General features: G+C 34.1%; 30 protein-coding genes. 25 read left to right on the forward strand and 5 right to left on the reverse strand.

Annotation, left to right across the window (positions count from 1 at the left end; all coding sequences use genetic code 11):
• Positions 1-17: 17 nt before the first annotated feature.
• The 5 genes from V1503_RS16965 to V1503_RS16985 all read left to right on the forward strand — a co-directional run bounded on the left by V1503_RS16965 (position 18) and on the right by V1503_RS16985 (position 4,624).
• Complete coding sequence (locus V1503_RS16965; protein ID WP_410628407.1) at positions 18-1,103, forward strand: YpbB family protein; 1,086 nt, start codon at positions 18-20, stop codon at positions 1,101-1,103.
• The gene (locus V1503_RS16970) at positions 1,078-2,595 is read left to right on the forward strand and encodes a RecQ family ATP-dependent DNA helicase (RefSeq protein ID WP_410628409.1); all 1,518 of its coding nucleotides are present in this window, start codon (positions 1,078-1,080) and stop codon (positions 2,593-2,595) included. The genes V1503_RS16965 and V1503_RS16970 overlap by 26 nt, the downstream gene beginning before the upstream one ends.
• The gene (locus V1503_RS16975; RefSeq protein WP_214480079.1) at positions 2,592-3,194 is read left to right on the forward strand and encodes a CPBP family intramembrane glutamic endopeptidase; all 603 of its coding nucleotides are present in this window, start codon (positions 2,592-2,594) and stop codon (positions 3,192-3,194) included. The genes V1503_RS16970 and V1503_RS16975 overlap by 4 nt, the downstream gene beginning before the upstream one ends.
• A gap of 5 nt (positions 3,195-3,199) precedes the next feature.
• Positions 3,200-3,814, forward strand: a complete 615-nt coding sequence (locus tag V1503_RS16980) for a LysM peptidoglycan-binding domain-containing protein (RefSeq protein ID WP_410628412.1) — start codon at positions 3,200-3,202, stop codon at positions 3,812-3,814.
• A gap of 348 nt (positions 3,815-4,162) precedes the next feature.
• Complete coding sequence (locus tag V1503_RS16985; RefSeq protein ID WP_214480077.1) at positions 4,163-4,624, forward strand: YpbF family protein; 462 nt, start codon at positions 4,163-4,165, stop codon at positions 4,622-4,624.
• Positions 4,625-4,645: 21 nt separating this feature from the next.
• Here V1503_RS16985 and V1503_RS16990 read toward each other — a convergent pair whose 3' ends face one another.
• From V1503_RS16990 to V1503_RS17000, 3 genes are read right to left on the reverse strand one after another with little or no spacing between them, the layout of a single operon-like run.
• Positions 4,646-5,215 (reverse strand): manganese catalase family protein, encoded by a 570-nt coding sequence (locus tag V1503_RS16990; RefSeq protein WP_410628414.1) that lies wholly within the window; start codon positions 5,213-5,215, stop codon positions 4,646-4,648.
• 37 nt (positions 5,216-5,252) lie between these two features.
• Positions 5,253-5,516, reverse strand: a complete 264-nt coding sequence (locus tag V1503_RS16995; RefSeq protein WP_214480075.1) for a spore coat protein CotJB — start codon at positions 5,514-5,516, stop codon at positions 5,253-5,255.
• Positions 5,513-5,743 carry a spore coat associated protein CotJA gene (locus tag V1503_RS17000; protein ID WP_214480074.1) on the reverse strand — a complete coding sequence of 77 codons (231 nt, stop codon included), beginning with the start codon at positions 5,741-5,743 and terminating at the stop codon, positions 5,513-5,515. Before V1503_RS17000 ends, V1503_RS16995 begins: the two co-directional genes overlap by 4 nt.
• A 166-nt stretch (positions 5,744-5,909) precedes the next feature.
• Here V1503_RS17000 and V1503_RS17005 point away from each other — a divergent pair, with 166 nt between their 5' ends.
• From V1503_RS17005 to V1503_RS17030, 6 genes are all read left to right on the forward strand, one after another.
• Positions 5,910-6,542 carry a CBS domain-containing protein gene (locus tag V1503_RS17005; RefSeq protein ID WP_214480073.1) on the forward strand — a complete coding sequence of 211 codons (633 nt, stop codon included), beginning with the start codon at positions 5,910-5,912 and terminating at the stop codon, positions 6,540-6,542.
• Between the two features lie 60 nt (positions 6,543-6,602).
• A complete protein-coding gene (locus V1503_RS17010; protein ID WP_214480072.1) occupies positions 6,603-6,998 on the forward strand; it encodes a hypothetical protein in 396 nt (131 codons plus the stop codon).
• A 9-nt stretch (positions 6,999-7,007) separates the two neighbouring features.
• Positions 7,008-7,778, forward strand: coding sequence for a metallophosphoesterase (locus V1503_RS17015; RefSeq protein WP_410628418.1), 771 nt, complete (start codon positions 7,008-7,010; stop codon positions 7,776-7,778).
• A 168-nt stretch (positions 7,779-7,946) separates the two neighbouring features.
• The gene (locus V1503_RS17020) at positions 7,947-8,537 is read left to right on the forward strand and encodes a genetic competence negative regulator (RefSeq protein ID WP_410628420.1); all 591 of its coding nucleotides are present in this window, start codon (positions 7,947-7,949) and stop codon (positions 8,535-8,537) included.
• 340 nt (positions 8,538-8,877) lie between these two features.
• Entirely contained in the window at positions 8,878-10,158 is a 1,281-nt protein-coding gene (locus V1503_RS17025; RefSeq protein WP_214480069.1) for a Glu/Leu/Phe/Val family dehydrogenase, read from the forward strand.
• Positions 10,159-10,436: 278 nt separating this feature from the next.
• Positions 10,437-11,408: a YpdA family putative bacillithiol disulfide reductase gene (locus V1503_RS17030; protein WP_410628423.1), complete on the forward strand. Its 972-nt coding sequence runs from the start codon at positions 10,437-10,439 to the stop codon at positions 11,406-11,408.
• 204 nt (positions 11,409-11,612) lie between these two features.
• On the opposite strand, the gene V1503_RS17035 is transcribed toward V1503_RS17030, so the two are convergent.
• The gene (locus V1503_RS17035; RefSeq protein ID WP_410628425.1) at positions 11,613-12,581 is read right to left on the reverse strand and encodes an asparaginase; all 969 of its coding nucleotides are present in this window, start codon (positions 12,579-12,581) and stop codon (positions 11,613-11,615) included.
• 207 nt (positions 12,582-12,788) lie between these two features.
• Between V1503_RS17035 and prsW the strand changes: the two genes are divergently transcribed.
• The 9 genes from prsW to fni all read left to right on the forward strand — a co-directional run bounded on the left by prsW (position 12,789) and on the right by fni (position 21,295).
• Positions 12,789-13,457: a glutamic-type intramembrane protease PrsW gene (gene prsW, locus V1503_RS17040; RefSeq protein ID WP_320257027.1), complete on the forward strand. Its 669-nt coding sequence runs from the start codon at positions 12,789-12,791 to the stop codon at positions 13,455-13,457.
• Positions 13,458-14,257: 800 nt separating this feature from the next.
• Positions 14,258-15,046, forward strand: coding sequence for a spore cortex-lytic enzyme (gene sleB / locus V1503_RS17045; protein ID WP_250886450.1), 789 nt, complete (start codon positions 14,258-14,260; stop codon positions 15,044-15,046).
• Positions 15,047-15,060: 14 nt separating this feature from the next.
• Positions 15,061-16,407, forward strand: a complete 1,347-nt coding sequence (gene ypeB / locus V1503_RS17050) for a germination protein YpeB (protein WP_410628428.1) — start codon at positions 15,061-15,063, stop codon at positions 16,405-16,407.
• 97 nt (positions 16,408-16,504) lie between these two features.
• Positions 16,505-17,155: a flagellar brake protein gene (locus V1503_RS17055; RefSeq protein ID WP_320257029.1), complete on the forward strand. Its 651-nt coding sequence runs from the start codon at positions 16,505-16,507 to the stop codon at positions 17,153-17,155.
• Between the two features lie 236 nt (positions 17,156-17,391).
• Positions 17,392-17,577 carry a YpfB family protein gene (locus V1503_RS17060; protein WP_320208488.1) on the forward strand — a complete coding sequence of 62 codons (186 nt, stop codon included), beginning with the start codon at positions 17,392-17,394 and terminating at the stop codon, positions 17,575-17,577.
• A gap of 162 nt (positions 17,578-17,739) precedes the next feature.
• Positions 17,740-18,411, forward strand: a complete 672-nt coding sequence (gene cmk / locus V1503_RS17065) for a (d)CMP kinase (protein ID WP_320257030.1) — start codon at positions 17,740-17,742, stop codon at positions 18,409-18,411.
• 5 nt (positions 18,412-18,416) lie between these two features.
• Positions 18,417-19,010, forward strand: coding sequence for a lysophospholipid acyltransferase family protein (locus V1503_RS17070; RefSeq protein WP_410628431.1), 594 nt, complete (start codon positions 18,417-18,419; stop codon positions 19,008-19,010).
• A gap of 84 nt (positions 19,011-19,094) precedes the next feature.
• The gene (rpsA, locus tag V1503_RS17075; RefSeq protein ID WP_320257031.1) at positions 19,095-20,234 is read left to right on the forward strand and encodes a 30S ribosomal protein S1; all 1,140 of its coding nucleotides are present in this window, start codon (positions 19,095-19,097) and stop codon (positions 20,232-20,234) included.
• Positions 20,235-20,245: 11 nt separating this feature from the next.
• Positions 20,246-21,295, forward strand: a complete 1,050-nt coding sequence (fni, locus tag V1503_RS17080; RefSeq protein WP_410628434.1) for a type 2 isopentenyl-diphosphate Delta-isomerase — start codon at positions 20,246-20,248, stop codon at positions 21,293-21,295.
• Between the two features lie 263 nt (positions 21,296-21,558).
• Here the strand turns inward: fni and V1503_RS17085 are convergent, their stop codons facing one another.
• Entirely contained in the window at positions 21,559-21,699 is a 141-nt protein-coding gene (locus tag V1503_RS17085; protein WP_410628436.1) for a YpzI family protein, read from the reverse strand.
• A 159-nt stretch (positions 21,700-21,858) separates the two neighbouring features.
• Between V1503_RS17085 and V1503_RS17090 the strand changes: the two genes are divergently transcribed.
• The 5 genes from V1503_RS17090 (at position 21,859) to V1503_RS17110 (ending at position 26,455) form a co-directional block, all read left to right on the forward strand.
• Positions 21,859-22,458 carry a YphA family membrane protein gene (locus tag V1503_RS17090; protein WP_410628438.1) on the forward strand — a complete coding sequence of 200 codons (600 nt, stop codon included), beginning with the start codon at positions 21,859-21,861 and terminating at the stop codon, positions 22,456-22,458.
• Between the two features lies 1 nt (position 22,459).
• On the forward strand, positions 22,460-23,356 hold the full coding sequence (locus V1503_RS17095) for a YIEGIA family protein (protein ID WP_214480056.1): 897 nt from the start codon (positions 22,460-22,462) through the stop codon (positions 23,354-23,356).
• Entirely contained in the window at positions 23,353-23,538 is a 186-nt protein-coding gene (locus V1503_RS17100) for a capping complex subunit for YIEGIA (RefSeq protein WP_214480055.1), read from the forward strand. Before V1503_RS17095 ends, V1503_RS17100 begins: the two co-directional genes overlap by 4 nt.
• 296 nt (positions 23,539-23,834) lie before the next feature.
• A complete protein-coding gene (gene der / locus V1503_RS17105; protein ID WP_320257033.1) occupies positions 23,835-25,145 on the forward strand; it encodes a ribosome biogenesis GTPase Der in 1,311 nt (436 codons plus the stop codon).
• A 272-nt stretch (positions 25,146-25,417) separates the two neighbouring features.
• Positions 25,418-26,455: an NAD(P)H-dependent glycerol-3-phosphate dehydrogenase gene (locus V1503_RS17110; RefSeq protein ID WP_410628441.1), complete on the forward strand. Its 1,038-nt coding sequence runs from the start codon at positions 25,418-25,420 to the stop codon at positions 26,453-26,455.
• Positions 26,456-26,795 lie beyond the last annotated feature (340 nt).

Here is a 26,795-nt window from a genome sequence, read left to right on the forward strand (position 1 = left end):
TTATCTTAGGTGATCATATGAAAACTCTCAATTATTTTTCTGTAGTAGTTTTATACTGTCTTAAGAAATTGAAAGGTGAGCGATCTGTTGCTGCCGTGCACCATCTATTAAAAGGCAAAAAATCGTCACAAACAATTCATGATGGTAAGCTATACCAATTATCAAATTTGTTTTCAGTCTTACCGGATCATTCCATACACGAAGTTACAAAAGCTGTTCATTTATTAAAAGAACAAAATTACATTAGAGAAATTGAGAACGATCATTTTGTCGTAACAATAGCTGGTGAAAAAATAGTTGCACAATATTTATTGGAAAGTCCATTTCCAGAAAAGCTTGACGGTTGGAAGTATAACAATGTGGCTAGTCATTTTTGGAAAAGACTAACCTTAATTGTTCAGGTGCTCTCAAATATTTCTTATAAAAATCAGCAATATACACCTATTCAGACGAACGAAAGTGTTCAAAAATGGGTCAAGGATTTTTTCAACCACTTTCAAGGAAACAAATTAGTGCTGATAAATAATATAGTTAATGAATTAGAGCTATTACTTTCCATGTTGTCAGAAAAAGAAGCGAACCTTTTTGTTCTTAGGCTATCAAGTTTTGACCGCATAGGTCTGACATATAAACAATTATCAACAATGTATCGTGAAGATGAAACGTATATTGTTCTTACTTTTCAAGCTATATTACATGAAATGGTTAATTTAGTTGAACAAAACAAAACTCAAGTGCCTATTTTAGCTAAGATGATTGTTGATATTAACTTTCCATATCCACTAACAGTTTCTGCTCGGAAAACGCTAGCTTTAATTAACAACGGGAAATCAATAGATCAAATTTCTAAAATAAGGGATTTAAAAGAGAGCACAATTGAGGATCATATTGTTGAGATTGCCCATAACATTGAAAATTTTAGTATAGAACCGTTTATTAATACAAATAAGGTAGCACTCATTCAAGCCCAAATAAGGGAGTTGCAAACGAATCAATTAAAGCTTATTAAACAGGCATTAAATTCAACCTTTTCATATTTTGAAATTCGTCTTGTTTTAGCTAAAAGTGGTGGAGTAAATGAAGTTGGAAACACAATTAAATAACCGATTTGGATATCAAACATTTCGAACAGGTCAAAGGGAAATCATTGAGGATATATTAGCTGGAAATGATGTTGTAGGGATGCTGCCAACGGGTGGGGGGAAATCAATCTGTTACCAATTACCAGGTTATATGTTGAGTGGCAGTATTATAATCATCTCACCATTAGTATCTCTAATGGAAGACCAAGTTCAACAGCTTAGGATGAATGGTGAAAAAAAAGTAATCGCACTAAATAGTTTTTTACGAACGGGTGCTAAACGCCTTGCTATTAGAGATATAGCTAGTTTTCGCTTTATTTATATTTCTCCGGAAATGCTGCAATTACCTCATATAATTTCAGCGCTAAAGAACATCAATATTTCACTATTTGTTGTAGATGAAGCCCATTGTATATCACAATGGGGACATGATTTTCGTCCAGATTATTCTAAGCTAGGTGAAATAAAAGAATTGTTAGGTAATCCAACTTGCATGGCATTAACTGCAACAGCAACAAACGAGGTAATTACAGATATTAAAAGATCTTTAAACTTACATGATGCGAAGATGCATATTTATTCTGTAGACCGCCCAAACATCTCTTTATTAGTTGAAAAAGTTAATACCATTGAAGAAAAAATAGACAAGCTCCTACATTTCATTCGTTCTCTGAAGGGACCAGGAATCATTTATTTTTCTAGTAGAAATTGGACTGAAATAATAGCAGAAAGATTATTAAACGAAGGAATAACTGAAGTCGCTTATTATCATGGTGGTATGGACCAAGAACAGCGTATGTTAATACAACAACAGTTTCTCCACGATCAATTACATGTTATTTGTTGTACGAGTGCATTTGGTATGGGTGTTAACAAACCTAATATCAGGTTTGTGATTCACTTCCATTTTCCAAGCCAATTTGAATCTTATGTTCAAGAAATAGGTCGTGCGGGGCGTGATGGTAAAAATAGTATTGCAATTCTACTTCATACCGTTGGTGATGACAATTTACAAAGAAACATTATCGAACATGAGTTTCCGACAGTTAAGCAGGTTGGCAAAGTAGTTGATTACTTAGATCAGACAGGGAAGATAAGCATCGTTGCCACTTTTAATAAACAACATGATATAAACATCATAGACAAATATCATTTGACAGAAGTACAGTGGCGATTATTAAAGCATCTAATCATGCAGCTTCCAAAGTTGATGAATAGTCATGTCGATAAGGGTGAAATCGTCCGTGTAATTTATGAAGAAGTACAAAGAAGAATTGAAGAGAAATACTCGAAGTTACATAAAATGCTGGAATGGATTGAATGTAACGATTGCCGAAGAGAACATTTACTGGCATATTTTTGCGAGAAGCTAGAAAAGAAACCCCCTAGTTGCTGTGATAATTGCTCATTTCATATAAACAATTTTTATCAAAAATCTGAGGTTACAAAGCCTAAACCATTTCATTGGAGGAATGAGCTAAATCGAATGTTTAAAGTGAGTGAAAATAAATGATAAATAATAGGCAACAACGTTTATTACAAAATATGGACGATCGTGAAATTTTATTTCATTTGTATGCAACACAAACATTAATGATTGTGGCCGCAATTATTTTTGGTTTTTTTCTATTTCCAGATTTCAAATCATTCAAAGAACTATGGAACTTATTCGATTTCCGAATCATTTTATATGGTGGTGGAATAGCGTTATTTGTAATTATAACTGACTTGCTATTTATGAAATATTTACCAAATGAGCTAATTGATGATGGTGGACTAAATGAAAAAATTTTTCAGCATCGAAGTATACCGCATATATTCTTTTTAACTATCGTCATTGCCTTCTCAGAAGAGCTATTATTTAGAGGTGTTATACAAACTCATTTTGGCATTGTAGTTGCTAGTGTAATATTTGCGCTTTTACACTTTCGGTATCTTCAAAAGTGGGTTCTATTCACTTCAGTTATATTTTTAAGCTTTTTATTAGGATATATGTTTTTAAAGACAAATAACTTATTTGTTACAACCTTTGCACATTTTTTAATAGATTTTATATTAGCCGTTAGATTGCGACTAAATTATATAAGTAGCAAAAGACATAGTAAGAGGTGACTGGTATGTCTAATCAGAATGAAAAGTTGCATGATCAAGCTGAAGAATTAAGGGACAGGATTGCAAATGCTGAAGAGGAAAGTTTAGAAAAATCAGTGTTGCCTCCGAGAAGTCAGGTACATAAAGGAACAAAAAAGAAAACGAAATTTCGAATTAAATACCCGATTATTCGTTTATTAGCTCTGTTTTTTATCTTATTGCCCATTGTAATCCTTAGTATTGCATACCGAAACGCTAATAATACTATAGATACAAATAGTAAGGGTCCTGTGAAAGTGAATATCCAATCCCCTAACAGAGAGAATGTGGAAGACGAAGAAACCTTTCAGCAACCTGATCCAATAGAAAGTGAAAGTGTTGAAGAAGACACCAACACTAATCATGCATCTAGCGAAACGAATATAGAAAATGGGGTCGAACAAGAGACCGAAATAATAGATAGTAATTCTTACATCATACATTATGTAAAAAATGACGAAACGTTATTTAGCATTTCAATGAAATATTTTAATAGTCAATCTGGAATTGAGATCATTAAACTAGCAAATAATATACAAGGAAATAGTATATTTACAGGGCAGAAACTTCTTATACCTACGAGACAGAACGAAAGCAAATAAGTGTGCTTTCGTTTTTCTTTGACGCGCTTTTCGCAATTGTTGTTTTTTTCACTTTTTAACTGAGTGAAACGGTAAATAATGTTTAGTTCCATTGAATATTTCTCTTTGGGCTCATGTAAGCATAGCTACTTACAGAAGAAAGTGCATATTAACACGCTTACTAGTCAGGAAGGTAAGGTTTATTGCCTCTTTGGTTTGTCTAGCTATTCTGAGCCTTTTAAGTAGCTCGTTTCAAACCATAAAGGATAAAGCGCCTTTATGATTTGAAACTCCAGCATGTTAATATAGTAATGGCATAATACGTTGTCCAAGTTAATAGAATAGGAGTATAGTAAGCTGGGGGTGGTTATGATTGAGGAGAAAATAAAGCAATTACATACAAATACAGATCAAGTTACAAAACAATTGCTTCAGCATCTCGTTGATAGAAAACGTAAATTTGAACTTCTGAAACAAAGAGTGAAGCTACTACAGTATACTTTACTATTTCTGTGCATCATATTCTTTCTATATATTTTATTTTTCATTGTACAGCCATTTTATTATTCTACGAGTAGGATCATGTCTACCTTCTTAGGAGATGAAATTCATTTATTCGTATTGCTCACCATATTTTCCGTGTATGGTACAATTCTTTATTATAAAAAGAAGGTTGACAAAGCTGAGAAGGAATTTCATGATTTACGTTGTGAAGTGATAAGAAAGAGTATTGAACTATGGCCACAACCTATTAAATGGCATGAAAGGGAGCGAGTTTTTGATTTAATGCAGACAGAATACGATATAAATTTATACCATGAAAGTAAATAGCTAATGAGTTAAAGTCATTAGCTAAAAGAACCTCTTTTGATCTTTTTCCTCTTTTAATATTTCTACAGCCTCTCGAAAACGTTGCGCATGAATAATTTCTCTTTCTCTCAAAAAACGTAATCCATCATTCAAATCAGGATCGTCACTTAAATTGATAATCCATTGATAAGTTGCCCTAGCTTTTTCCTCAGCTGCAATATCTTCATATAGATCAGCAATCGGATCACCTTTTGCTGCAATATAGGATGTCGTAAATGCATCACCACTTGAGTTTTCGTAAAACAAAGCTTTTTCATGGTTTGCATAATGTGAACCTAAACCAGCTGCTTTCAATTGTTCAACAGTAGCGTCTTTTGTAAGTTTATAAACCATCGTTGCAATCATTTCTAGATGGGCAAATTCTTCAGTACCAATATCGGTTAATAAACCGATAACTTTATCAGGAATCGTATACCTTTGATTGAGGTACCTTAGTGCAGCAGCGAGTTCTCCATCTGCACCACCGTATTGTTCAATGAGGTACTTTGCAAGTACTGGATTACATGTACTAACCTTTACTGGGTATTGTAGTTTTTTTTCATATATCCACATATCGTAAGAACACACTCCTTTTAACTTATGTCATTTGTTATATTTGCCATGGCCAAGGAGATTCGTTCCAATTCCATGGGTAGCCAGCATAGCTATTACCATATTGTTGCAAAGGACCGTAAATAGGCTCAAGTTGTTTTGTTACTTGGTGTTTTTTTGTTACATAATGATTGAATTGTTGAATTGCTTCATAGTCTCCAGGGTGTGTATCTAAGTACAAAGATAATTCAAGGAGCACAAAATCTATCGACTGCAGTTCCTCCATCAGTGAATAAAATTGTTCGGGTAATTGTTTATTCATTGTGATTCTCCCCGCTCTTCTACCTCATTTGGACCATAGTATGGATCATAAAAGATAGGCCATAATGTTCCTTTTCTTAATGCTTCTTTTGCTGAATATTGTGGTAGCCGGTTTGGTTGAAATGTTATATATAGATTAGGTGGGGTAACGAAATATTTTTCGTATATGGGGTTACACGGATCATGTGGGCTAATATACGGATGATATGATTTTCTAAAAGTAACCATTGATAACCTCCCTGTTTAAATTCTTTTTCAAAGTATCATTCCATTTTTATGTTTTATTTTAAGGTTTCATGCCCACAGAATAAAAAAACATATACTTATAGGAGGAAAACTATTTTCTTTGTAGTATAATATATTATAGAGATATTATAGAATAGAGGTGTTTTTTATGTTTGTAAAGAGCCTACTTATCCCAAAAAGTAAATGTATATCGGTAGCTCATGATGAGTCTATCCAAACAGCTTTGAAGAAATTAAATGATCATCAGATTGATGCACTACCTATCGTAATGAACGAAAGTTATGTTGGTACCTTAACCCGATATCAAATATATGAAAGTTACTTTCAATCAACGTATAGCAAAGAAGAGTTTTTATCGAAAACGACAGCAAGTGAATTAGCTACTCATCAGGATACATACCTAGAAGGTGAAGAGGTTTTTGAAAAGACGTTAGTCCAATTAAAAGATTTTCCTTTGCTAGCAGTTGTAGACGAAGATAAAACATTTTTAGGGATTGTCACTCGTTATGATGTATTGAAACAGTTCCAAAGTGCATTTGGCATGCAAAAACCTGGTGTTAGAATTGCGTTTTCATCTGTAGAAACTGAAGGAAGAATAGCTAGGTTAGCAGAAATAGCAAGGAGTTTCCATGAGCACATTATTTCATTGGTCACTTTTGACGAGACAGATAAGTTAGTTCGAAGAATTGTCATGAAAATTGAAAAAAAGGACAATATTGATAAATTTGTTGCGAAGTTAGAGCAATCTGGTTTCCGCGTTCTAGATATATACGAAGACTAAGCCTTTCTATGTTCATGATTTAATCCTTCCATACATAAATGTAGTATGGGGGTTTTTTTTATGTTAATGAAAATAATGAGTTTAATTACCGGTTTTTTATGTGGCTATGTCTTTATTCGTTGGATTCCAATTGAATCTCCAGTGACTTTGTCAGGACTTTTAAACAACCTTATATTTGATCCGTTAAAGTTCATTGCTGCAATGATCTGCTTTTTTGTAGGTTTTATTTGTAATGCCTTTTTAATAAGAAGTGCTATTGAACAAACTTATTTAATCTTCAAAAAAAATAAAGTTTCTTTTCTTGATATTGCTTTATCCTACGCGGTTTTACCTAGCTTTTACTTGTTATTTAATATGGGGTACTGGCAATCATTAATTTATTTATGCTTTGCTGTGATTTATGGTATGATCTCAATAGACTTGAAGAGGAACTCAGTTATTGAGCTAAATCGTTAGGGAGGAAACATGATTTTTTTTGTTATCACAATAATTTTATTAGGATTTTTAATTAGCTATATGTTTTATGAGGCGTTTCAAAACAATGTGAGAGAAATTACTCTTGAATTCAACACCTTTCCTGCTAGCATAGATTCATTTAAGATGTTTTTTATTTCAGATATTCATCGTAGAAATATTGCTGACGAGATTATTAACAAAGTTAAAGGGGAAGTTGATTGTGTAGTCATAGGTGGGGATTTAATGGAGAAAGGTGTCCCCTTTTCTAGAGTAAAGGCTAACCTTCAGAAATTAAAGGAAGTCGGACCGATTTATTTCGTATGGGGAAATAATGATTATGAAGTTGATTATCACCATTTAGATGCCTTACTCCTTGATTACGGAGTGAAAATATTAGACAATACAGCGGAGACCTTAGAATCGGCACAAGGTGAGAAGGTTATTATGATTGGTGTCGATGACATGACATATATGCGCGATCGAGTTGATCTAGCACTATTAGACGCTGAGCAAGATGGGTTTAAAATTTTGATAAGTCATAATCCAAAGATTATCCAAAAAATAACGATGGAAGATGACATTAAACTGATTTTGAGTGGACATACTCATGGGGGGCAAATACGTTTTCTTAAATGGGGACTTTATGAAAAAGGCAAATTAAGAAAGGTCGATTCAACCAATATACTCGTTAGTAACGGCTATGGAACGACAGGTTTACCACTAAGGCTAGGAGCTCCTTCTGAAACACATCTTATAACGTTAAAAAAATGTGATGAATGACCGGTAGGTATTATTCATACATGAGGAAGAAACTTGCTTAATTAATGACAAAATGCTTGTATTTATTATACAAAACATTGTAAACTGATAATTAAATCTAAGAACCTTTTGTTCGATTGAACATAAACTATAAGAAACTTGAGGATGTGTAGGTGGGGAGAGCTGATTATGAGACTCGAGCGTTTGAACTACAATAAGATTAAAATTTTCCTAACATTTGATGATTTAGTCGATCGTGGTTTGACAAAAGATGATCTATGGCAGGATTCTATAAAAGTCCAGCAATTATTCCGTGACATGATTGATGAAGCAAGTGAAGAGCTGGGTTTTGAAGCAAATGGATCAATAGCAGTTGAAATATTCTCCATACCAGCTCAAGGAATGGTCGTTATTGTAACGAAAGACCATGCAGATGTGGATGTAGATGATGAATTTTTAGATGACTATATCGAAATGAAGGTTACTTTAGATGAAAGCGATGATTTATTTTATGAGTTTTCATCAATTGAAGATGTTATTCAGTTAGCAGGACGACTATTTTTGTTAAACATTACCGACGGAAAATTATATTCGTATAATAATCGTTTTTATATTCACTTTGATGAAAAAATTGACTTGTATAAAGAGCATTTTATCGCAGTTGTAGCTGAGTTTGGAAATCCTGCAACGATTACTACACATCGTGTTCATGAATACGGTAAGTTACTAATGGATGAAAATGCCATACATCAACTTTATGAGTATTTTATCAAAAAGTAAAAGTCCTTTTTATTTTTTAAATAAAGAGGCTTTTTCTTGTGGAAAAAACAAAAATGAAACCGATTACATTTTTGGGTATAAAAATTAAGAAACTTGTTTTTTTCATCTTGCATTCTATGTAAGAAGGTGTATACTATGTCATGAAAGGTGGACACTAACCTTTAAAAAGTGTTGTTACAAATAAGGGATAAAAAGAACGGAAATGAAACTGAGGTAGGCACATAATAATTGCCATGTCATTGACAACCGTTGAATCAGTATACTATGAAGTATATTTGAAAAGCCTTTTTCCGGTTTTTTGACATCCTCTATAAGTGATTTTTTTCTAGGAGGTTTATCAATGGTAGCCGATAATAACACCGCTGGTGAGCATGGTAAAGAAGACAAACTAGATGTCCTAAAATCAACACAGACTGTAATACATAAAGCTTTAGATAAGTTAGGATATCCTGAAGAAGTTTATGAGCTATTAAAAGAACCAATTCGTATGATGACAGTGAAAATTCCGGTAAGAATGGATGATGGGTCAGTTAAAATTTTTACTGGTTATCGAGCACAACATAATGATGCAGTCGGACCAACAAAAGGGGGTATTCGATTTCATCCAAATGTAACTGAAAAAGAAGTTAAAGCGCTGTCAATTTGGATGAGTTTGAAGTGTGGTATTGTTGATTTACCTTATGGTGGAGGAAAGGGAGGCATCGTTTGTGATCCTCGAGATATGTCTTTTCGAGAATTAGAGCGGTTAAGTAGAGGGTATGTACGTGCCATTAGTCAAATTGTCGGACCTACAAAAGATATTCCAGCACCTGATGTATTTACCAATTCACAAATCATGGCTTGGATGATGGATGAATATAGCCGCATAGATGAATTTAATTCACCAGGATTTATTACTGGAAAGCCTTTAGTTTTAGGTGGCTCACACGGTCGTGAATCTGCAACAGCTAAAGGGGTTACAATCTGTATACGTGAAGCCGCTAACAAAAAGGGTATTGATATTGAGGGTGCCCGAGTAGTAGTTCAAGGGTTTGGTAATGCAGGGAGCTATTTATCAAAGTTCATGAATGATGCAGGCGCAAAAATTGTAGGTATTTCAGATGCATATGGCGCTCTTTATGATCCAGATGGTTTAGATATTGATTACTTACTTGACAGAAGAGACAGCTTCGGAACAGTAACGAAGCTATTTAATAATACAATTACGAATAAAGAATTATTGGAACTTGATTGTGATATATTGGTACCAGCTGCAATTGAAAATCAGATTACTGAGCAAAACGCTCATAATATTAAAGCTAGTATTGTTGTAGAAGCTGCTAATGGTCCTACGACAATTGAGGCGACTGAAATATTATCAAAACGTGATATACTACTTGTTCCTGACGTATTGGCAAGTGCAGGTGGTGTTACAGTATCGTATTTTGAATGGGTACAAAATAATCAAGGTTATTATTGGACAGAAGAGGAAGTAGAAGAAAAGCTTGAGAAAGTAATTGTGAAATCATTTAATAATATATATGAAACATCAAAAACGCGCAGAGTCGATATGAGGCTAGCTGCATATATGGTTGGCGTTCGTAAAATGGCGGAAGCCTCACGCTTTCGTGGCTGGATTTAAGGTCAACCAAAATTTAAAAATATGTATAATTAATAACGTTAGTGTAAATATCGTTGCATGTAATTATAAAATCCCCTATCATTTTGATAGGGGATTTGCTTTTGGAATCTGTGATTCTGTACGCAGATCCAAAGCATCACGAGTTGTCTAGTTAAACCATCTATCCCTTTAAGAATTAACGACATATCAACTGAATAACGTACTTCATAAACTGTACCTCCAGAGCTAATGGGCAGGGAGGTGAGTATTCGTATATATTCAGCAAGGAGTGAAATATCATGCAAAAGGAAGACGTAATAATTGTAGGTGGTGGACCATGTGGTTTGGCGGCAGCTATATCGCTACAATCTAAGGGTTTTTCTCCACTTATTATTGAAAAAGGTAATATTGTTAATGCAATTTATCATTATCCTACACACCAAACCTTTTTTAGTTCTAGTGAAAGGTTGGAGATAGGAGATGTACCTTTTATAACAGAAAACCGTAAGCCAGTTAGAAACCAAGCATTAGCTTATTATCGAGAAGTAGTCATTAGAAAAAATTTACGAGTGAATACATTTGAAAAAGTAGCTGAAATTTCAAAAAGTAACCGTGGAGTTATAGAAGTAGTTACTTCTAATCAAATATATGAGACAACAAATGTGATCATTGCAACAGGATATTATGACCATCCAAATTTCATGAACGTACCAGGCGAAGAACTAGAAAAAGTACATCATTATTTTAAGGAGGCTCACCCCTACTTTGACACGGATGTTGTAGTTATTGGAGGCAAGAATTCTGCGGTGGATGCTTCGCTTGAGCTTGTTAAAGCTGGTGCAAGAGTGACAGTGTTGTATAGAGGTAATGAATACTCAAATAGTATTAAACCATGGATATTGCCAGAATTCGATGGCTTAATTCGAGATGGTGTTATTAAGATGGAATTTGGAGCTCACGTTACACAAATTACTGAAGATAAAGTATTTTATCATGTTAATAATGAGGAAAAATGTGTAAAAAATGATTTTGTATTTGCGATGACAGGCTATCATCCAGATCATACATTTTTGAAAAATATCGGAATAGATATAGATGTGAAAACTGGACGACCTGTTTTTCACCCAGACACGATGGAAACAAACGTGTCAAGTGTTTTTGTGGCAGGTGTCATAGCAGCTGGAAATAACGCAAATGAAATATTTATAGAAAATGGACGTTTTCATGGAGAACAAATTGCATCATATCTTAAAAAAAATAGACAGGGTTAAATGTATTTAGTTTATGTAGTATCTTTAATCAGGTGGAGAGTCTATTCCACCTGATTTTCTTATGTATGTTTATCTTTTTACGAAAGCCACCGTTTTATAGAAGAAACGATCTGCGTGGTTATACGTGTTAAAGGCTCTCTTGTAGACTATCGATTAATTGCATTATTAAAAATGATTTAGCTTTAATGGCATAGGCGATTTAATTTATGAAAAAAAGTTGTTAATTTGTTCATGATTGTTAGTAACTTCTAAAGCGATCATCAATTTAATTCTTGCCTTTTGACCATTTAGTCCATTAGAAAAGATAATACCAAGATTCTTTAATTCTTTCCCACCACCTTTATATCCATAAATATCTTGTACAATCCCATTGAAACAGCGAGAAACTAACACGATTGGTATGTTATCTTCAATAAGATCTTGTAGTCTACCTACAGTGTTAGGGGGAAGGTTACCTTGACCTAATGCTTCAATAACTAAGCCATCAAGTTGAATTGATTTAATCGCGTTAAATATTGAATCATCCATACCTGCATAAGCTTTTAATAATACAACGTTCTTCTGAATGCTTTTGATAGAAAATTTATCTCGGCTAGAAGGAATGTGGTGGAAAAACACCCCTCTTTTCGTAACGATGCCAATTGGACCATATTGTGGACTTTGGAAGGTCGCAATATTGCTAGTATGTGTCTTTGTAACATTTTTGGCAGTATGAATTTCATCATTCAGAACAACTAACACACCTTTCCCTCTAGCATCTTCACTTGATGCAACTTTAACTGATGAAATTAAATTATATAAACCATCTGCACCAATTTCGTTACTTGACCTCATCGCACCTGTAATGACAATTGGCACGTCAACTTGTATAGTTAAATCAAGAAAATACGCGGTTTCTTCTAATGTATCCGTTCCATGTGTGACAACTACGCCTTCAATACAGTCACTAACTACTTTCTCTTCAATTTGTTTTTTAAGCTGTAGCATTTCAATAGGCGTGATATGAGGTGAAGGAAGATGAAATAGTTCTATTACCTGGACCTGTGCGATATCAGATAAAGATGGTGTACTATCATGCAATGGGTTTATTTCATCAGGTGCAACATTGCCTGTTTTTTCATCCTCTTTCATAGAAATGGTACCACCAGTATGAATAATTAATATCTTTTTCACTTAATACACTCCCTTTTAAGAATAAAAATATTTCAATTTTCTATAAGTCTAACCTTTACTATCCTGTAATTAAATCATCCCAAGTGAAAAATTAAATGCTTCATCTTTTTTCCAATTAACACCTGAAAATGTATATGGATGTTATTTTCAAATATAGTTTATCATGGTACGATACATTTAACATTTAAAAAGAAAAGAGGACAGATGATGATAGCGGTTGTTTCCGCAGGTATTGCTCCTGGCCTAGCTTTGTTATGTTATTTTTATTTAAAAGATGATTATGAGGTTGAGCCTATATCTATGGTTGTACGATCTTTTATTTTTGGCGCAATCTTAGTTTTTCCTATTATGTTTATTCAATATGTAATTCATGAAGAATATAATATCAGCTCAAATTTTATTGATTCATTTCTCGTAACAGGCTTACTTGAGGAATTTATTAAATGGTTCATATTATTTTATACAGTATATCAACATATAGAATTCGATGAGGTTTATGATGGAATTGTTTACGGTGTAAGTGTTTCATTAGGGTTTGCAACTGTCGAAAATATATTATATTTATTTGCGCAGGGGGTAGAGACAGCAATTATGAGAGCGATGTTACCTGTCTCAAGTCATGCATTGCTAGGGGTTGTGATGGGGTATTATTTAGGTAAGGCACGTTTTTCCGAGGAAACGAGCAAAAATAAATGGTTAATCCTGTCTCTGTTGACCCCGTTTATGCTACATGGATTATACGATTATATCATTTTAATAGCACAACAATTAGTACAAGAAAAGTGGATTTTATTTATCATCCCTTTTATGATATTCCTATGGTGGTTAGGTTTACGCAAGGTGAAAAAAGCACGTGCTATCAAACATATATATTAGATACAGGGTATAAATGATATTTATACTGCGGATAGTTATTTCACTATGTTCAAAACTTACTTGTGCGAGTTCCTTTAAGATTGTCTCTTGCAATAGAGGCGATCTTTTTATTTTGCATTTTCGAATGATTTGTAGCTTTTCGTCATGAGACCTAAATACAGAAATTCAACGTTTCTTCTCTAAATACTTTAAAAATGATCTATTACACATCAGTTCCTGCAATAAAAGTGAAAAAAGTCATAAAGTTGACGAAGAAGAACCTTTTTCTTATGACTGACTATACAACAATCAGCGGCTCGTAAAAGAAGGTGTCATTTAGCTATTTTGAGATATTAGAAAAGCTTGTAAATCGACAATTTATGCAATGAAAATCCTTTCATTCACAGCATGACAAGCTAGTGTTCAACGTTATTATGGAAATCCAAGAACATCAGTAGCTGCCATGCATCTCGTGCTGAGGTATTCCTACATAATACCTTTTACCCAATAAAGTGAAAACGAATGTTAACAAGATAAATTTTTCATCGTGAACTCACTTTAAAAGTATTTTAATATTTTTCTTTGCAAGAACAACCTCATTGCACTGTTTTAAAGAAGAATAGATGCCATGAAAGCTAGTTCTTTTTATTAAATCTGCATATGACGACAATCTAAGCAAAAACAATCTCTGAATAAAAAGTCTATGTCTACGGAAATCTAATAGTTGAAATTGTAGTATGTGAAAAGAGTTGGAGGTTAACAGAATGGACAAAAAATTATGTAATAAAGTATTTTTACTTGCCCTAACATTTACTTGTCTCATGCTTACAAACACTTCACCGATCGTCACAAATGCTTTTAGTAATCAAGTCATACAAAAAGGTGCTGTCGGTGACGACGTTATAGAATTGCAATCTCGCTTACAATTCATAGGTTTTTTTAAGGGGAAAATAGATGGAGTATTTGGATGGGGCACATATTGGGCTGTACGTGAATTTCAATCTGAGTTTGGATTACCAGTCGATGGTATAGCAGGACCTAGTACAAAAGATAAGCTAGCTAATGCCTCAAAATTTAATAAAGATTTTGTTTATGAACAAATTAATAAAGGAAATCATTTTACTCATTATGGAAACGTTGATTTAGAAAAGCAAGTAAAACAAAAAAAGCAGCAAAAAGAGTCTAAACCAGCGAAGAAATCGCAAAAAGGAACGGCACCTAAAAAGTCAACTGCAATGAATATTCCAAGCGGTTACTCGCAAAATGATATTCAACTCATGGCGAATGCAGTATATGGAGAATCTCGAGGAGAGGAATATATCGGGCAAGTAGCAGTGGCCGCAGTCATTTTAAATCGAGTAGAAAGCAGTTCCTTTCCAAATACAGTCTCAGGTGTCATATTTGAACCTAGAGCATTTACAGCAGTTGCTGACGGTCAAATATGGTTAACACCTAATGAAAAAGCGAAAGAAGCTGTTTTAGACGCAATAAATGGATGGGATCCTTCAGAAAATGCACTTTATTATTTTAACCCAGATACAGCAACAAGTGAATGGATTTGGACCCGTCCACAAATCAAAAAAATTGGTAAACATATGTTTTGTAAGTAGAGAGGCGGGATATTTTGATTAGAGGAATAATAATAGGAATATTAACATTAGGTGTAGCGAGTGTATCGTACTGGGGGTATCAGGAACATAGAGAAAAAAACGCAATTTTAATTCAGGCAGAAAATAATTATCAACGTGCATTTCATGACTTAACTTTTCAACTTGATTTGCTACAAGATAAGATAGGAACAACATTAGCTATGAATTCTCCTTTATCGCTTTCTCCTGCACTAGCGGAAGTATGGAGAATTACATCAGAAGCACATTCTGATGTAGGGCAATTACCTTTGACGTTATTACCTTTTAATAAAACGGAAGAATTTTTATCAAAGATTGGTGAATTTAGCTATCGAACTGCGATTAGAGATTTAAATAATCAGCCATTATCAAAGGACGAATATGAGACATTAAAAGTGCTTTATGGAAATGCTGCTGAGATTCAAAATGAGCTAAGAAAAGTACAATACCTTGTGTTAGAAAATAACTTACGGTGGATGGATGTTGAATTAGCATTGTCTACCGGCGACGAGCAAATGGATAATACGATTATAGATGGGTTTAAGACAGTAGAAAAAAACGTCGAAGGCTATTCGGAAACAAATATGGGACCAACATTTACGAGTTTAAATATGAAAAATGAAGGCTTAGAGCAAATAAAAGGTGAAAAGATTGATGAAGCCAAAGCTCAAAAAATTGCGATTGACTTTCTTGGTTTAAAGGGAGATGAGAAAATAAAGATTAGTGAAAATGCTGACGGTTCAAACTATGATTTTTATAGCTTAACAATCCAGGATAACAAAAATAAAGCTAATACGTATATGGACATAACTAAAAAAGGGGGCTACCCTATTTGGGTGATTCAGGACCGAGAGGTTAAAGAACAACAAGTAAGTTTAAATGATGCAGCTAATAAAGCAGCTACATTTTTAAAAGAGAATAAGTTTGAAAACCAGCAGCTTTTTGAGAGTGCTCAATATGCAAATATAGGAGTGTTTACGTTTGTTACCGAGAGGGATGGTGTAAGAATTTATCCTGATTCAATAAATATGAAAGTAGCCCTAGATAAAGGGAATATTATTGGATTCTCTGCTCGGGATTATTTAACGGCTAAGAGGGACAGGGACATCCCACAAGCAACATTAACAGTAGAAAAGGCAAAAGAAAATATAAACCCTGATGTAACAATAATGGAAGAGAGACAGGCGATCATTGTAAATAACTTAGGAGAGGAAGTTTTGTGCTTTGAGTTTATAGGTACGATCGACTCAGATACTTATCGAATCTTCATAAACGCAGAAAATGGTTTCGAAGAAAAAGTTGAAAAACTAAAAAATACAGAGCCAATCTACGAACAGCTTTAAGGCTGTTCTTTTTCGTGGTTTCATGATTTAATAGTATTAATATATTAACATATTTTAGTGAATTTTTGGTTTGATTAATTACATAGGAGTGGTTTAGATGTTGAAAGTAGGGGATACGATTATACTTTCTCAAACAAGTGATGAACAGACAGATACATATAAATGTAGAATTGTTGAGTTGAATAAAAAAAACATCTATATTGATTATCCGATTAATACGTCAACAGGAAAATCAGCATTTTTTACGATCGGTACTCACTTTAATGCTAAATACATAAGAAAAGATCAGCAAGTTTATACATTTAAAACACATATTACTGGCAAAACTAAACAACAAATTCCTATGATTACGTTAGAAAAGCCAGCAAAGGACAAGTTTGTAAAGATACAAAGAAGACAATTTGTTAGAATTGAGACTTCTGTCGATGTTGCGGTACATCCTAAGTATGATGACTTTCCTCCTTTTTTAACTGTTACGAGTGATTTAAGTGCAGGTGGAGCAGCCTTGATTATGCCTCAAGGTGTAGAGGTTGCACCTGATACAGAAATGTCAGTATGGTTTGTTCTTCCTTACCAGTCAGGAGAGTATAAATATTTGAAAATTCCTTGTAATGTCATTCGGGTAGTTGGAGAGGATGATAATGACAGAAAAAAAGCGACAATTAATTTTCTTGACATGAAAGAAACCGAACGCCAAATGCTGATTAAATACTGCTTTGAACAGCAAGTAGCCATGAGGAAAAGATAATTTTAGTTATTTTCTTTTGATTTGAGCGTTTATATAAAGGCTCTTGTAGGAAATTTGTTGTTATTGAGAATCTAGAACCAGTTTATATTATTTTAGAAGAGAAAAAATACAACGAATGCTTGGTTTATACGGAACTATTTCTAATTACGAAAAGTAACAATTAATACAAAAACAGCCATATAAAAATGTTGATTGCATAATTTACTCTGTTTTTTAGCACAATAATTAAAAACGGAGTGTTTAAATTGAAAAGATTTGAAGGTATTATCATGAAGCTAGTCATCATTCAAGTTATTTTTTTAATCATAGCTCAAAGTTTATTAGCTCACAATGATGTAAAGCCATATATATCCAAATTGGTTGACTATGAGGGAGTGCAAAAAAATAACTTTACAATTGTGCTTGAAACGTTCGACCAGTAGGTCAGTGTATGTTACAATATAGAGGGAATTTTATTAAAGATATACTCTGCGCTTATGTGTGAAAAGGAGATTTTCATGTTTTTTTTTGATCTGTAGCATGTTAATTTTCTTGTATTAATGAGCGCTTTTTATTTATCTTTGTAATTAGTTGTAGGAGGCATCATGAAAAAACTGATTTCAATAGCGATTGACGGTCCAGCAGCCGCAGGAAAAAGTACAGTTGCAAAAATTATAGCAGAGCAATTATCCTATATTTATATTGATACAGGTGCAATGTATAGAACTATTACGTATAATGCGTTGCTGAACAAACTTAATCTTGAGGATGAAAAAGTATTAATTCATTTATTAAAAGATACGGATATTCAATTAAAGCCATCAATAGACGGACAAATTGTTTTTATGAATGGAAAAAATGTTACAGAAGAAATTCGCACAGATGATATTTCAAATCAAGTATCAATAGTAGCTAAACATAAACTCGTTCGAGAAGAAATGGTACTTAGGCAACAACGATTTGCTCAAAACGGCGGCGTGGTTATGGATGGAAGGGACATCGGTACTCATGTACTTCCTGATGCTGAGGTAAAAGTATTTTTATTAGCATCTGTTGAAGAAAGAGCGAAAAGACGCCATGAAGAAAATATTAATAAAGGTTATGATTCAAACATCGAACAAATAATGAATGATATAGAATTAAGGGATAAACTTGATTCCGAGCGTGAGATTGCACCTTTGAAAAAAGCTCCTGATGCGATAGAGATAGACACAACATCGTATTCGATCCTTGAGGTTGTTAATATGATTATGGATATCGTTAAAGAGAGGATTTGATAGGGTTGGCTTTTTATACAATAGCAAAAAATATTGTTTGGGGGGTATTAAAGCCGTTATTTCGCATAAAAATTATCGGATCAGAAAATATCCCGAAAGAAGGATCAGTATTAATTTGTTCAAACCACATATCTGTATTAGATCCACCCGTTGTTGGCATTACTTCAACTAGACCTATTCATTTTATGGCAAAAGAAGAACTTTTTCGAGTGCCAATATTAAAAACAGCGATTAGCAATTTAAATGCTTTTCCAGTAAAGCGTGGCATGGGTGACAGGAGCGCTATTAGGAATGGCTTAGCAATATTAAATGATAATAAAGCATTAGGAATATTTCCTGAAGGCACTCGAAATAAAGAAGGAAATCTCGGTAAAGGTTTAGCTGGAGTTGGGTTCTTTGCACTCCGATCAAATGCACTTGTAGTACCATGTGCGATCATTGGACCTTATAAACCGTTTCGTAAGCTTTATGTGGTTTATGGGCGGCCTGTTGATATTACTGAGATGCGTAAACAAAAAGCATCAGCAAGTGAAGTGACCGATGTAATTATGAATGCAATTGGTGAAATTCTTGAAAATTACGATGTCAAAGCAAGTTAACACTTGACAAAAGGTTTTATTTGTAAGAAGTTATTAAAAAGAACTTTTAAAGCTGTTGTTGGGGAATTAAGGAGGTAAATAGAGATGACTGAGGATTTGAATCAAGTGGAAGTAACAACCTTTGAAGTTGGCGATGTAGTAAAAGGACAAATCACAAAGGTAGAAGAAAAGCAAGTATATATTGATGTAGAAGGTAGTAAACTAAGTGGTATCATTCCAATAAGTGAACTATCTAGTTTACATGTAGAAAAAGCAAGTGATGTAGTTTCAGTTGATGATATGTTAACTGTAAAGGTTAAGAAAGTAGAAGAAGATGCATTAATTTTGTCTAAAAAAGAAATTGATGCTGATCAAGCATGGGATGATTTACAACAAAAATTTGAATCTGGTGAAATTATTGAGGCAGAAGTAAAAGACGTTGTAAAAGGTGGACTAGTTGTAGATATTGGCGTAAGAGGGTTTATTCCAGCATCTCTTGTGGAAAAATTTTATGTAGATGATTTCACGGAATATAAGGGTAAGCAATTAACATTTAAAGTAGTCGAGTTAGATAGAGATAAAAATAGAGTTATTTTGTCACACAGAGCTGTCGTTGAAGAAGAAATAGAAACGAAAAAACAACAACTACTAAATACTTTAACCGAAGGTCAAGTGTTAGAGGGAACAGTCCAAAGATTAACGAACTTTGGGGTTTTTGTTGATATTGGTGGAGTTGATGGTCTTGTACATATTTCACAACTCTCACACAATAGAGTAGAACAGCCGGCAGAGGTTGTTGAAGTAGGTCAAGAGGTTAATGTGAAAATATTGGCTGTTGATCGAGATAATGAACGTATATCCCTGTCAATAAAAGAAACTTTGCCTGGTCCATGGTCAAACATTTCTGATAAGTTAAAAGCTGGTGATATTCTTGAAGGAACGGTTAAGAGACTAGTATCATTTGGTGCATTTGTAGAGGTATTACCAGGAGTAGAGGGGCTCGTTCATATTTCTCAAATATCAAACTCTCATATAGGAACACCTCATGAAGTGTTGAAGGAAGATCAAAGCGTTAAAGTGAAGGTATTAGATGTTAACGAAGCTGAAAAACGAATTTCGTTAAGTATTAAAGAACTTGAGGAAAATGTGAAAGAAGAAGTAGAAAGTAATTATCAAGCTTTAGAGGAAAATACAGGGTTTCAGTTAGGCGAAGTCATTGGTGATAAACTAAACGAATTTAAATAATGGTGATGGATTTGAGTAGAGCAAAAAGGAAGCAAGAGCATATATTGTTTGCACTTGAAACAGGGCAGAAGCGAAATAATGGTTTCGATGATGTCCAGTTTGTCCACCAGAGCTTACCAAATATAGCATCAGACAATATTGATGTTAGTACAGAATTAGGCGAACTTAAGTTAAGTTCGCCTATTTTTATCAATGGAATGACTGGTGGTGGTGGAGAGGAAACGACAAAGATAAATAAAAGCCTTGCTATAGCTGCTAATGAATGTAATGTTGCCATGGGTGTTGGCTCAGGAATGTCAGCACTTAAAGATCCAGCTGAAAAAGAATCGTTTCAAATCATTAGAAAGGTAAATCCAAATGGGATTGTCTTCGCAAATATCGGTAGTGAAGCTACGGTGCAGGATGCACAGCGAGTAGTTGAAATGATCGAGGCTAATGGCTTACAAATACACTTAAATGTAATCCAAGAGCTAATTATGCCTGAAGGTGATCGTGACTTTACAAGTGCGTTACATAGAATTGAAAAAATCGTACATGGATTAGAGGTTCCTGTTTTAGTTAAAGAAGTTGGCTTTGGTATAAGTAAAGAAACAGCTCAACAGTTGTTTGATATTGGTGTAAAAATCATTGACGTAGGTGGATACGGAGGAACTAACTTTTCTAAGATTGAAAATAAGAGGCGCATAGACACATTAAGTTACTTTGATAATTGGGGGATTCCAACAGCTGCTTCTATTTGTGAGGTGCGAGCTAGCCAATCTGAACTTTCAATCGTAGCGTCTGGTGGCATACAAAATGCTTTAGATGTGGCCAAGGCAATTGCGCTCGGAGGAAATGTAACTGCTTTTGCTGGTTACTTTTTATCAATATTAACTAACCATGGTTTACACGGCTTAATCGATGAGATTAAGAAGCTTAAAGATCATTTAAAGATAATTATGACAGCTTTAGGTACGAGAACGATTCCAGAACTTCAACATAGCCCTTTAGTCATTAATGGGGATACGTATCAATGGCTATGTCAAAGAGGAATTAATATAAGTCAATATAGTAAAAGATAAGAACCTGACACTATCTACTCAATAGTGTCAGGTTCTTTTTTATCGCAACAACTGGTTTAATGCGTATGTCATCGTTTTTAGAAAAGGCGCCCCGAAATCTAGTTACGTACGTATTTATTTCTTAATACGAAAATAACAATCCTTGCGAAAACATCCTTTTTATAAGGATGTTTTATTTTGTTCGATTAAATTACAACGGCTAAATGAGTTTTATGCAATGGTCTTTCTGTAGCTACCTTTAGAAAACAACAAAAACTCAGGTGTTACTGTTCTTGCCCATTGCGTACTCTAGCTTGACTAGGACTCTCAAGTTCTGTTGCACCACGGTAGTGTAGAGCTTGATCTCTATCAGATTCAGTTTGCTTCTTTTTTTGCAGTTTTTTTTCCTGTCGATCTTTTCCCATTCAATAACCTCCAAGTTGTTTGTTTTTAAATAACACAAGTTGTTAACAAGATAATTCTAATATTCGTTTTAATAAAGCTATCTATTCATGATGTTTTTCATTTAATTGGATTAAATTTTTTGTTTTGTAGCAATAATGGTTATGAAGGGAGAATTGGTCGTGGAGGGACAATTTTTTTATTGGTTCTTTTGGTCTTTGTGGGTTATAGCAACTTTTTGTCTAAATAAGAGTACGAAGAGATTAATGATAGCGATAGTTGCATTATTAACAATCATACTTTCGGTAAGTACGTTAAAAAATGACAGCATGTCTGTGTCATATAGTTATGTAATGTTACTAGTCGTATGTTATGCAGTCATATCTAAAAAGCGCTGGAACCAACAAATATATACGTTTATTTCAATGATTACCATTACATTTGCTTATGTTAGCTTTCATTTATTTGAGTTGTTTGATCCCGTTTGGGTTTTATTTGATCGGAAGTGGATGCTAACTATCCCATTAGTATATGTCACTTTTATGCTTGCTAAAAATGCAAAAGATAGAGTGGTTTTATTTGTAACCGGATTATGTCACGGTGAGTTATTATACTTTATCATTTTACAGAGATTTAACTTTTATTATGAGATTGGTTCACTTAATTTTCTAGATGTAGTCTCCATAGGGTTATTTTTAATTATGAGTTGGGCTGCGTTTGAATATTTTACAAAATATTTTGATCTGTTAATTCATAAAAACATAAAGGAGAAACAAGGCTAAGATGAATGAATATACGTATCCTATTTTATTTGGTGTCATTTTTGGTACTATTGCACGTTTATATATGCTTCGTACAGATTATAGGCAATATCCGACATACCTTCATGGCAAGATTATTCATATAGCTCTTGGGTTTATCGCTGCAGGTTTAGGAACAATTGCTGTACCTGCCATTATGGAAGAAGATTTTTCTGCAATTACTTTTTTAGCATTAGCTGCATCACAATTTCGGGAAGTAAGGAATATGGAAAGAAATACATTAAATGAACTAGATCAATATGAACTAGTTCCAAGAGGTAGTACTTATATTGAAGGAATAGCAATTGCTTTTGAAGGTCGCAATTATTTAGTTATTTTTACTTCGCTCATTGCAACATTAACCTATTTAGCGTTTGGGATGTTGGCTGGAACAATAGTTGGGTTTATCGCAATTGGGTTATCAAGAAAGTTGATGACTGGTGGAAAATTAAAGGAAATAGTAAGTGTGGAATATGTTGAGCCTCGATTTGATGGAAGTGGATTGTATGTAGATGATATCTATATTATGAATATCGGGTTACCAAAGAGACAAGAAGAGGTACTACAATACGGAATGGGTTTTATTTTATCTCCCAAAAATTTCGATGCCCGTTCAACGATCGCGAATTTAGGACAACGCCAAGCGATTCTCCATGATATATCTACCGCATTGGGTGTATATAGAGATTCTGGTACACCTGCGCTCATTCCTTTAGCAAAACGAGATTTAGATGATGGTAGGGTTGGCATTTTTATTTTACCACAGGAAAAAGACGTAGTAAAAGCAAGGGAGATCATCGGTGAAGTACCTACATTAGAAAGTGCAATTCGTATGCCTACAGAATCTAAAGCTAATGAAAAGGGGCGTGAGCTTAAATGAATCTCGAAAAGTATATTCTTGCAGTAATTACTACAAAAAGTAATAAGGTAGCAGGAGGAGCCCCTACGTTTACTTGTGATAGTACAGCAGAAATGGAAAAGGTTGCGGCAAATTTGGAAGCAATTTTAGACGGAATTGCACATGGTTTGAGCGATGATTTATATATCATTGTAAAACATTAAAATAAGATGCTGTATTCGCCCTTACCTTTGTATGTGTTCTAATTATACAGATGGTATTTATTATCGAGAGAGATTTCAATCTTGAAGAATGTACTTTTTAACTTGTTCAAGTTCACTAAGGGGTTTGTCCTGTTGTTGGTTTTCTGATAATATATAAAAGTTAAACCCTTCATTATTGAAGGGTTTATTTATTAGCATTACTTCTTTATTATATATATGATTGATATAAAAGCACTTTGATTCAAATACGACATTCATATTTTTAATATAGATAACAGAGAGAGGTTGACAAAATTATGACTAAACCAGTTGTTGCAATTGTAGGTAGACCAAATGTAGGGAAATCAACAATTTTTAACCGATTAGCAGGCGAGCGGATTTCTATTGTCGAAGATATACCTGGAGTAACACGAGATAGAATATACAGCTCAGCTGAATGGTTGAATTTTGATTTTAATATTATTGATACAGGTGGGATTGATATAGGTGATGAGCCTTTTATAGAGCAAATCCGTCACCAAGCAGAAATTGCGATTGAAGAGGCAGATGTTATCATTTTTATGACAAATGGTAGAGATGGCATCACGGCATCAGATGAAGAAGTAGCAAAAATATTATATCGATCTAAAAAACCAGTAGTTTTAGCTGTTAATAAAGTAGATAATCCTGAAATGAGAGATCAAATTTATGATTTTTATGGACTAGGTTTCGGTGAACCATTTCCTATTTCAGGTACTCATGGCTTAGGGTTAGGAGATATGTTAGATGCTGTCGCAGCTCACTTCCCAAAAGATTTAGTTGAAGAATATGATGATGAAATTATTAGGTTTTCACTTATAGGTAGACCGAATGTTGGAAAATCTTCATTAGTTAACGCTATTTTAGGAGAAGATCGTGTAATTGTAAGTGATATAGCTGGAACGACAAGAGATGCAATTGATACTGAATATCAGTTCAATGGGCAAGACTATGTTATTATTGATACAGCAGGGATGAGAAAAAAGGGGAAAGTATATGAAAGCACTGAAAAGTATAGTGTGCTTCGAGCGTTAAAAGCGATAGACAGATCTGATGTTGTATTAGTCGTACTCAATGCTGAAGAAGGAATCATAGAACAGGATAAAAAAATCGCTGGCTATGCCCACGATGCAGGAAGAGCCATTGTGATAGTAGTGAATAAGTGGGATACAATTCATAAGGATGAAAAAACGATGCGTGAATTTGAACAGAAAATTCGGGATCACTTTTTATTCTTGGATTATGCACCAATTGTATTTTTATCTGCAAAAACGAAGAAACGTATGCATACGCTTCTTCCGATGATCGGTTTGGCAAGCGAAAATCACTCGCTACGAGTTCAAACGAATATCTTAAATGATGTAATAATGGATGCTGTAGCGATGAATCCAACACCAACTAGTAACGGCAGCCGTTTGAAGATTTACTACGCTACACAAGTAGCAGTTAAGCCTCCTGCTTTTGCTATATTCGTAAATGACCCTGAGTTAATGCATTTTTCGTATGAACGTTTTTTAGAAAATCGTATTCGTGATGCTTTTGGTTTTGAAGGGACACCTATAAAAATATTTGCACGTTCCCGTAAATAGGGTATGAAATGTAAGTGTTTATAGCATTTGATCGTAAGGAGAGGGTAATATTGGATATTACGAGTCCTTAAATCATCCACCGATTACCCTTAATCACTTAAATTGTATTAAATTAAAAAAATATTGAATTTATTTAGTTAACATCATTTTTTGAATAAGCAAATATGCCACGAACACTTGGTTTATACGTAGATATTTCTTAGTATGAATAGCAACAATTAAAGTGTAAAACATCCATAAAGTTATGAGATAATCAAGAAGGGTGTGGAAAAATGGATAGTATTGCAGTAATAGGTTCAGGAAGTTGGGGAACAGCTCTAGCAATGGTACTAGCTGATAATGGTCATGATGTACGGATATGGGGGAGAAATAAGAAGCAAATTGATGAAATAAATACCGCTCATATGAATACACAGTATTTACCAGAGATTGAATTATCACCAAAAATTATTGGATATAGCTCTTTAACAGACGCTTTACAAAATGTGAGGACTGTTGTATTAGCGGTTCCAACGAAAGCGATAAGAGATACGCTGAAAAAGGTTAAACAAATTATTTCTGAGCCGATTACAATTGTCTCAGTAAGTAAAGGTATAGAACCAGATACTTTATTAAGAATTTCAGAAATAATAGAGCAAGAACTCCCTGAAAGTCTTTTGACAGACGTTGTAGTTCTTTCTGGACCAAGCCACGCAGAGGAAGTAAGTTTACGTCACCCAACTACTGTAACAGTAACTTCTAAAAATATGGATATAGCTGAAAATATTCAAGATATATTTATTAATCAACACTTTAGAGTTTACACGAATCCAGATTTATTAGGTGTTGAAATTGGTGGGGCACTAAAGAATATCATTGCGCTTGCTGCCGGGATTACTGATGGTTTAGGCTATGGGGATAATGCGAAAGCTGCCCTAATTACTCGAGGATTAGCTGAAATCACTCGCTTAGGTAGTGCGATGGGTGCAAATCCATTAACATTTGCTGGTTTAACTGGGATTGGAGATTTAATTGTAACTTGTACAAGTGTTCATTCAAGAAATTGGAAAGCTGGTCATATGCTTGGAAAGGGAGAAAGCCTTTCAGAGGTATTAGACAATTTAGGTATGGTCGTTGAAGGTGTCCGTACGACCAAAGCAGCCTATCAACTTGCGAACAAAATGGATGTGACAATGCCGATTACAAACGCGCTGTACGATGTTCTGTTTGAAGATAAAACTGCAAAAGAAGCTCTTGATTCACTCATGCAACGAACAAGAACTGGTGAGATGGAGGAGCTTTTAAATATCATAAGTATTAATAATAATTAGCTAAAGGGTACATATTTATTGCTAAATGTAATAAAAAATGGGCAGTTGATGATACAACATAGTTCATTTTCGCATAAAATGGAACGTACGACCATATGAGCTTGAGCTAAGCGAAGTGGGTTACATTGTCATATGCTGGAGTAGAGCTGCCCCTCTTTACTTCAGCATTTTCTGATGATGAAATAGGATAAGCTGTGATTGTAATTTAACTAAAGCTTGTATTTAAGATATGTAGAGGCGTTAATCGTGGTCATCCAACGACTCGAAGTGGCTAATTGTATAATTTTTGCAACTTCGACCACAGCCACTCAACCCTTTCCGCAAAGCAAAGGAGCCGTTT

It is taken from the genome of Nanhaiella sioensis (genome assembly GCF_046557775.1).
Taxonomy (GTDB): domain Bacteria; phylum Bacillota; class Bacilli; order Bacillales; family SM2101; genus Nanhaiella; species Nanhaiella sioensis.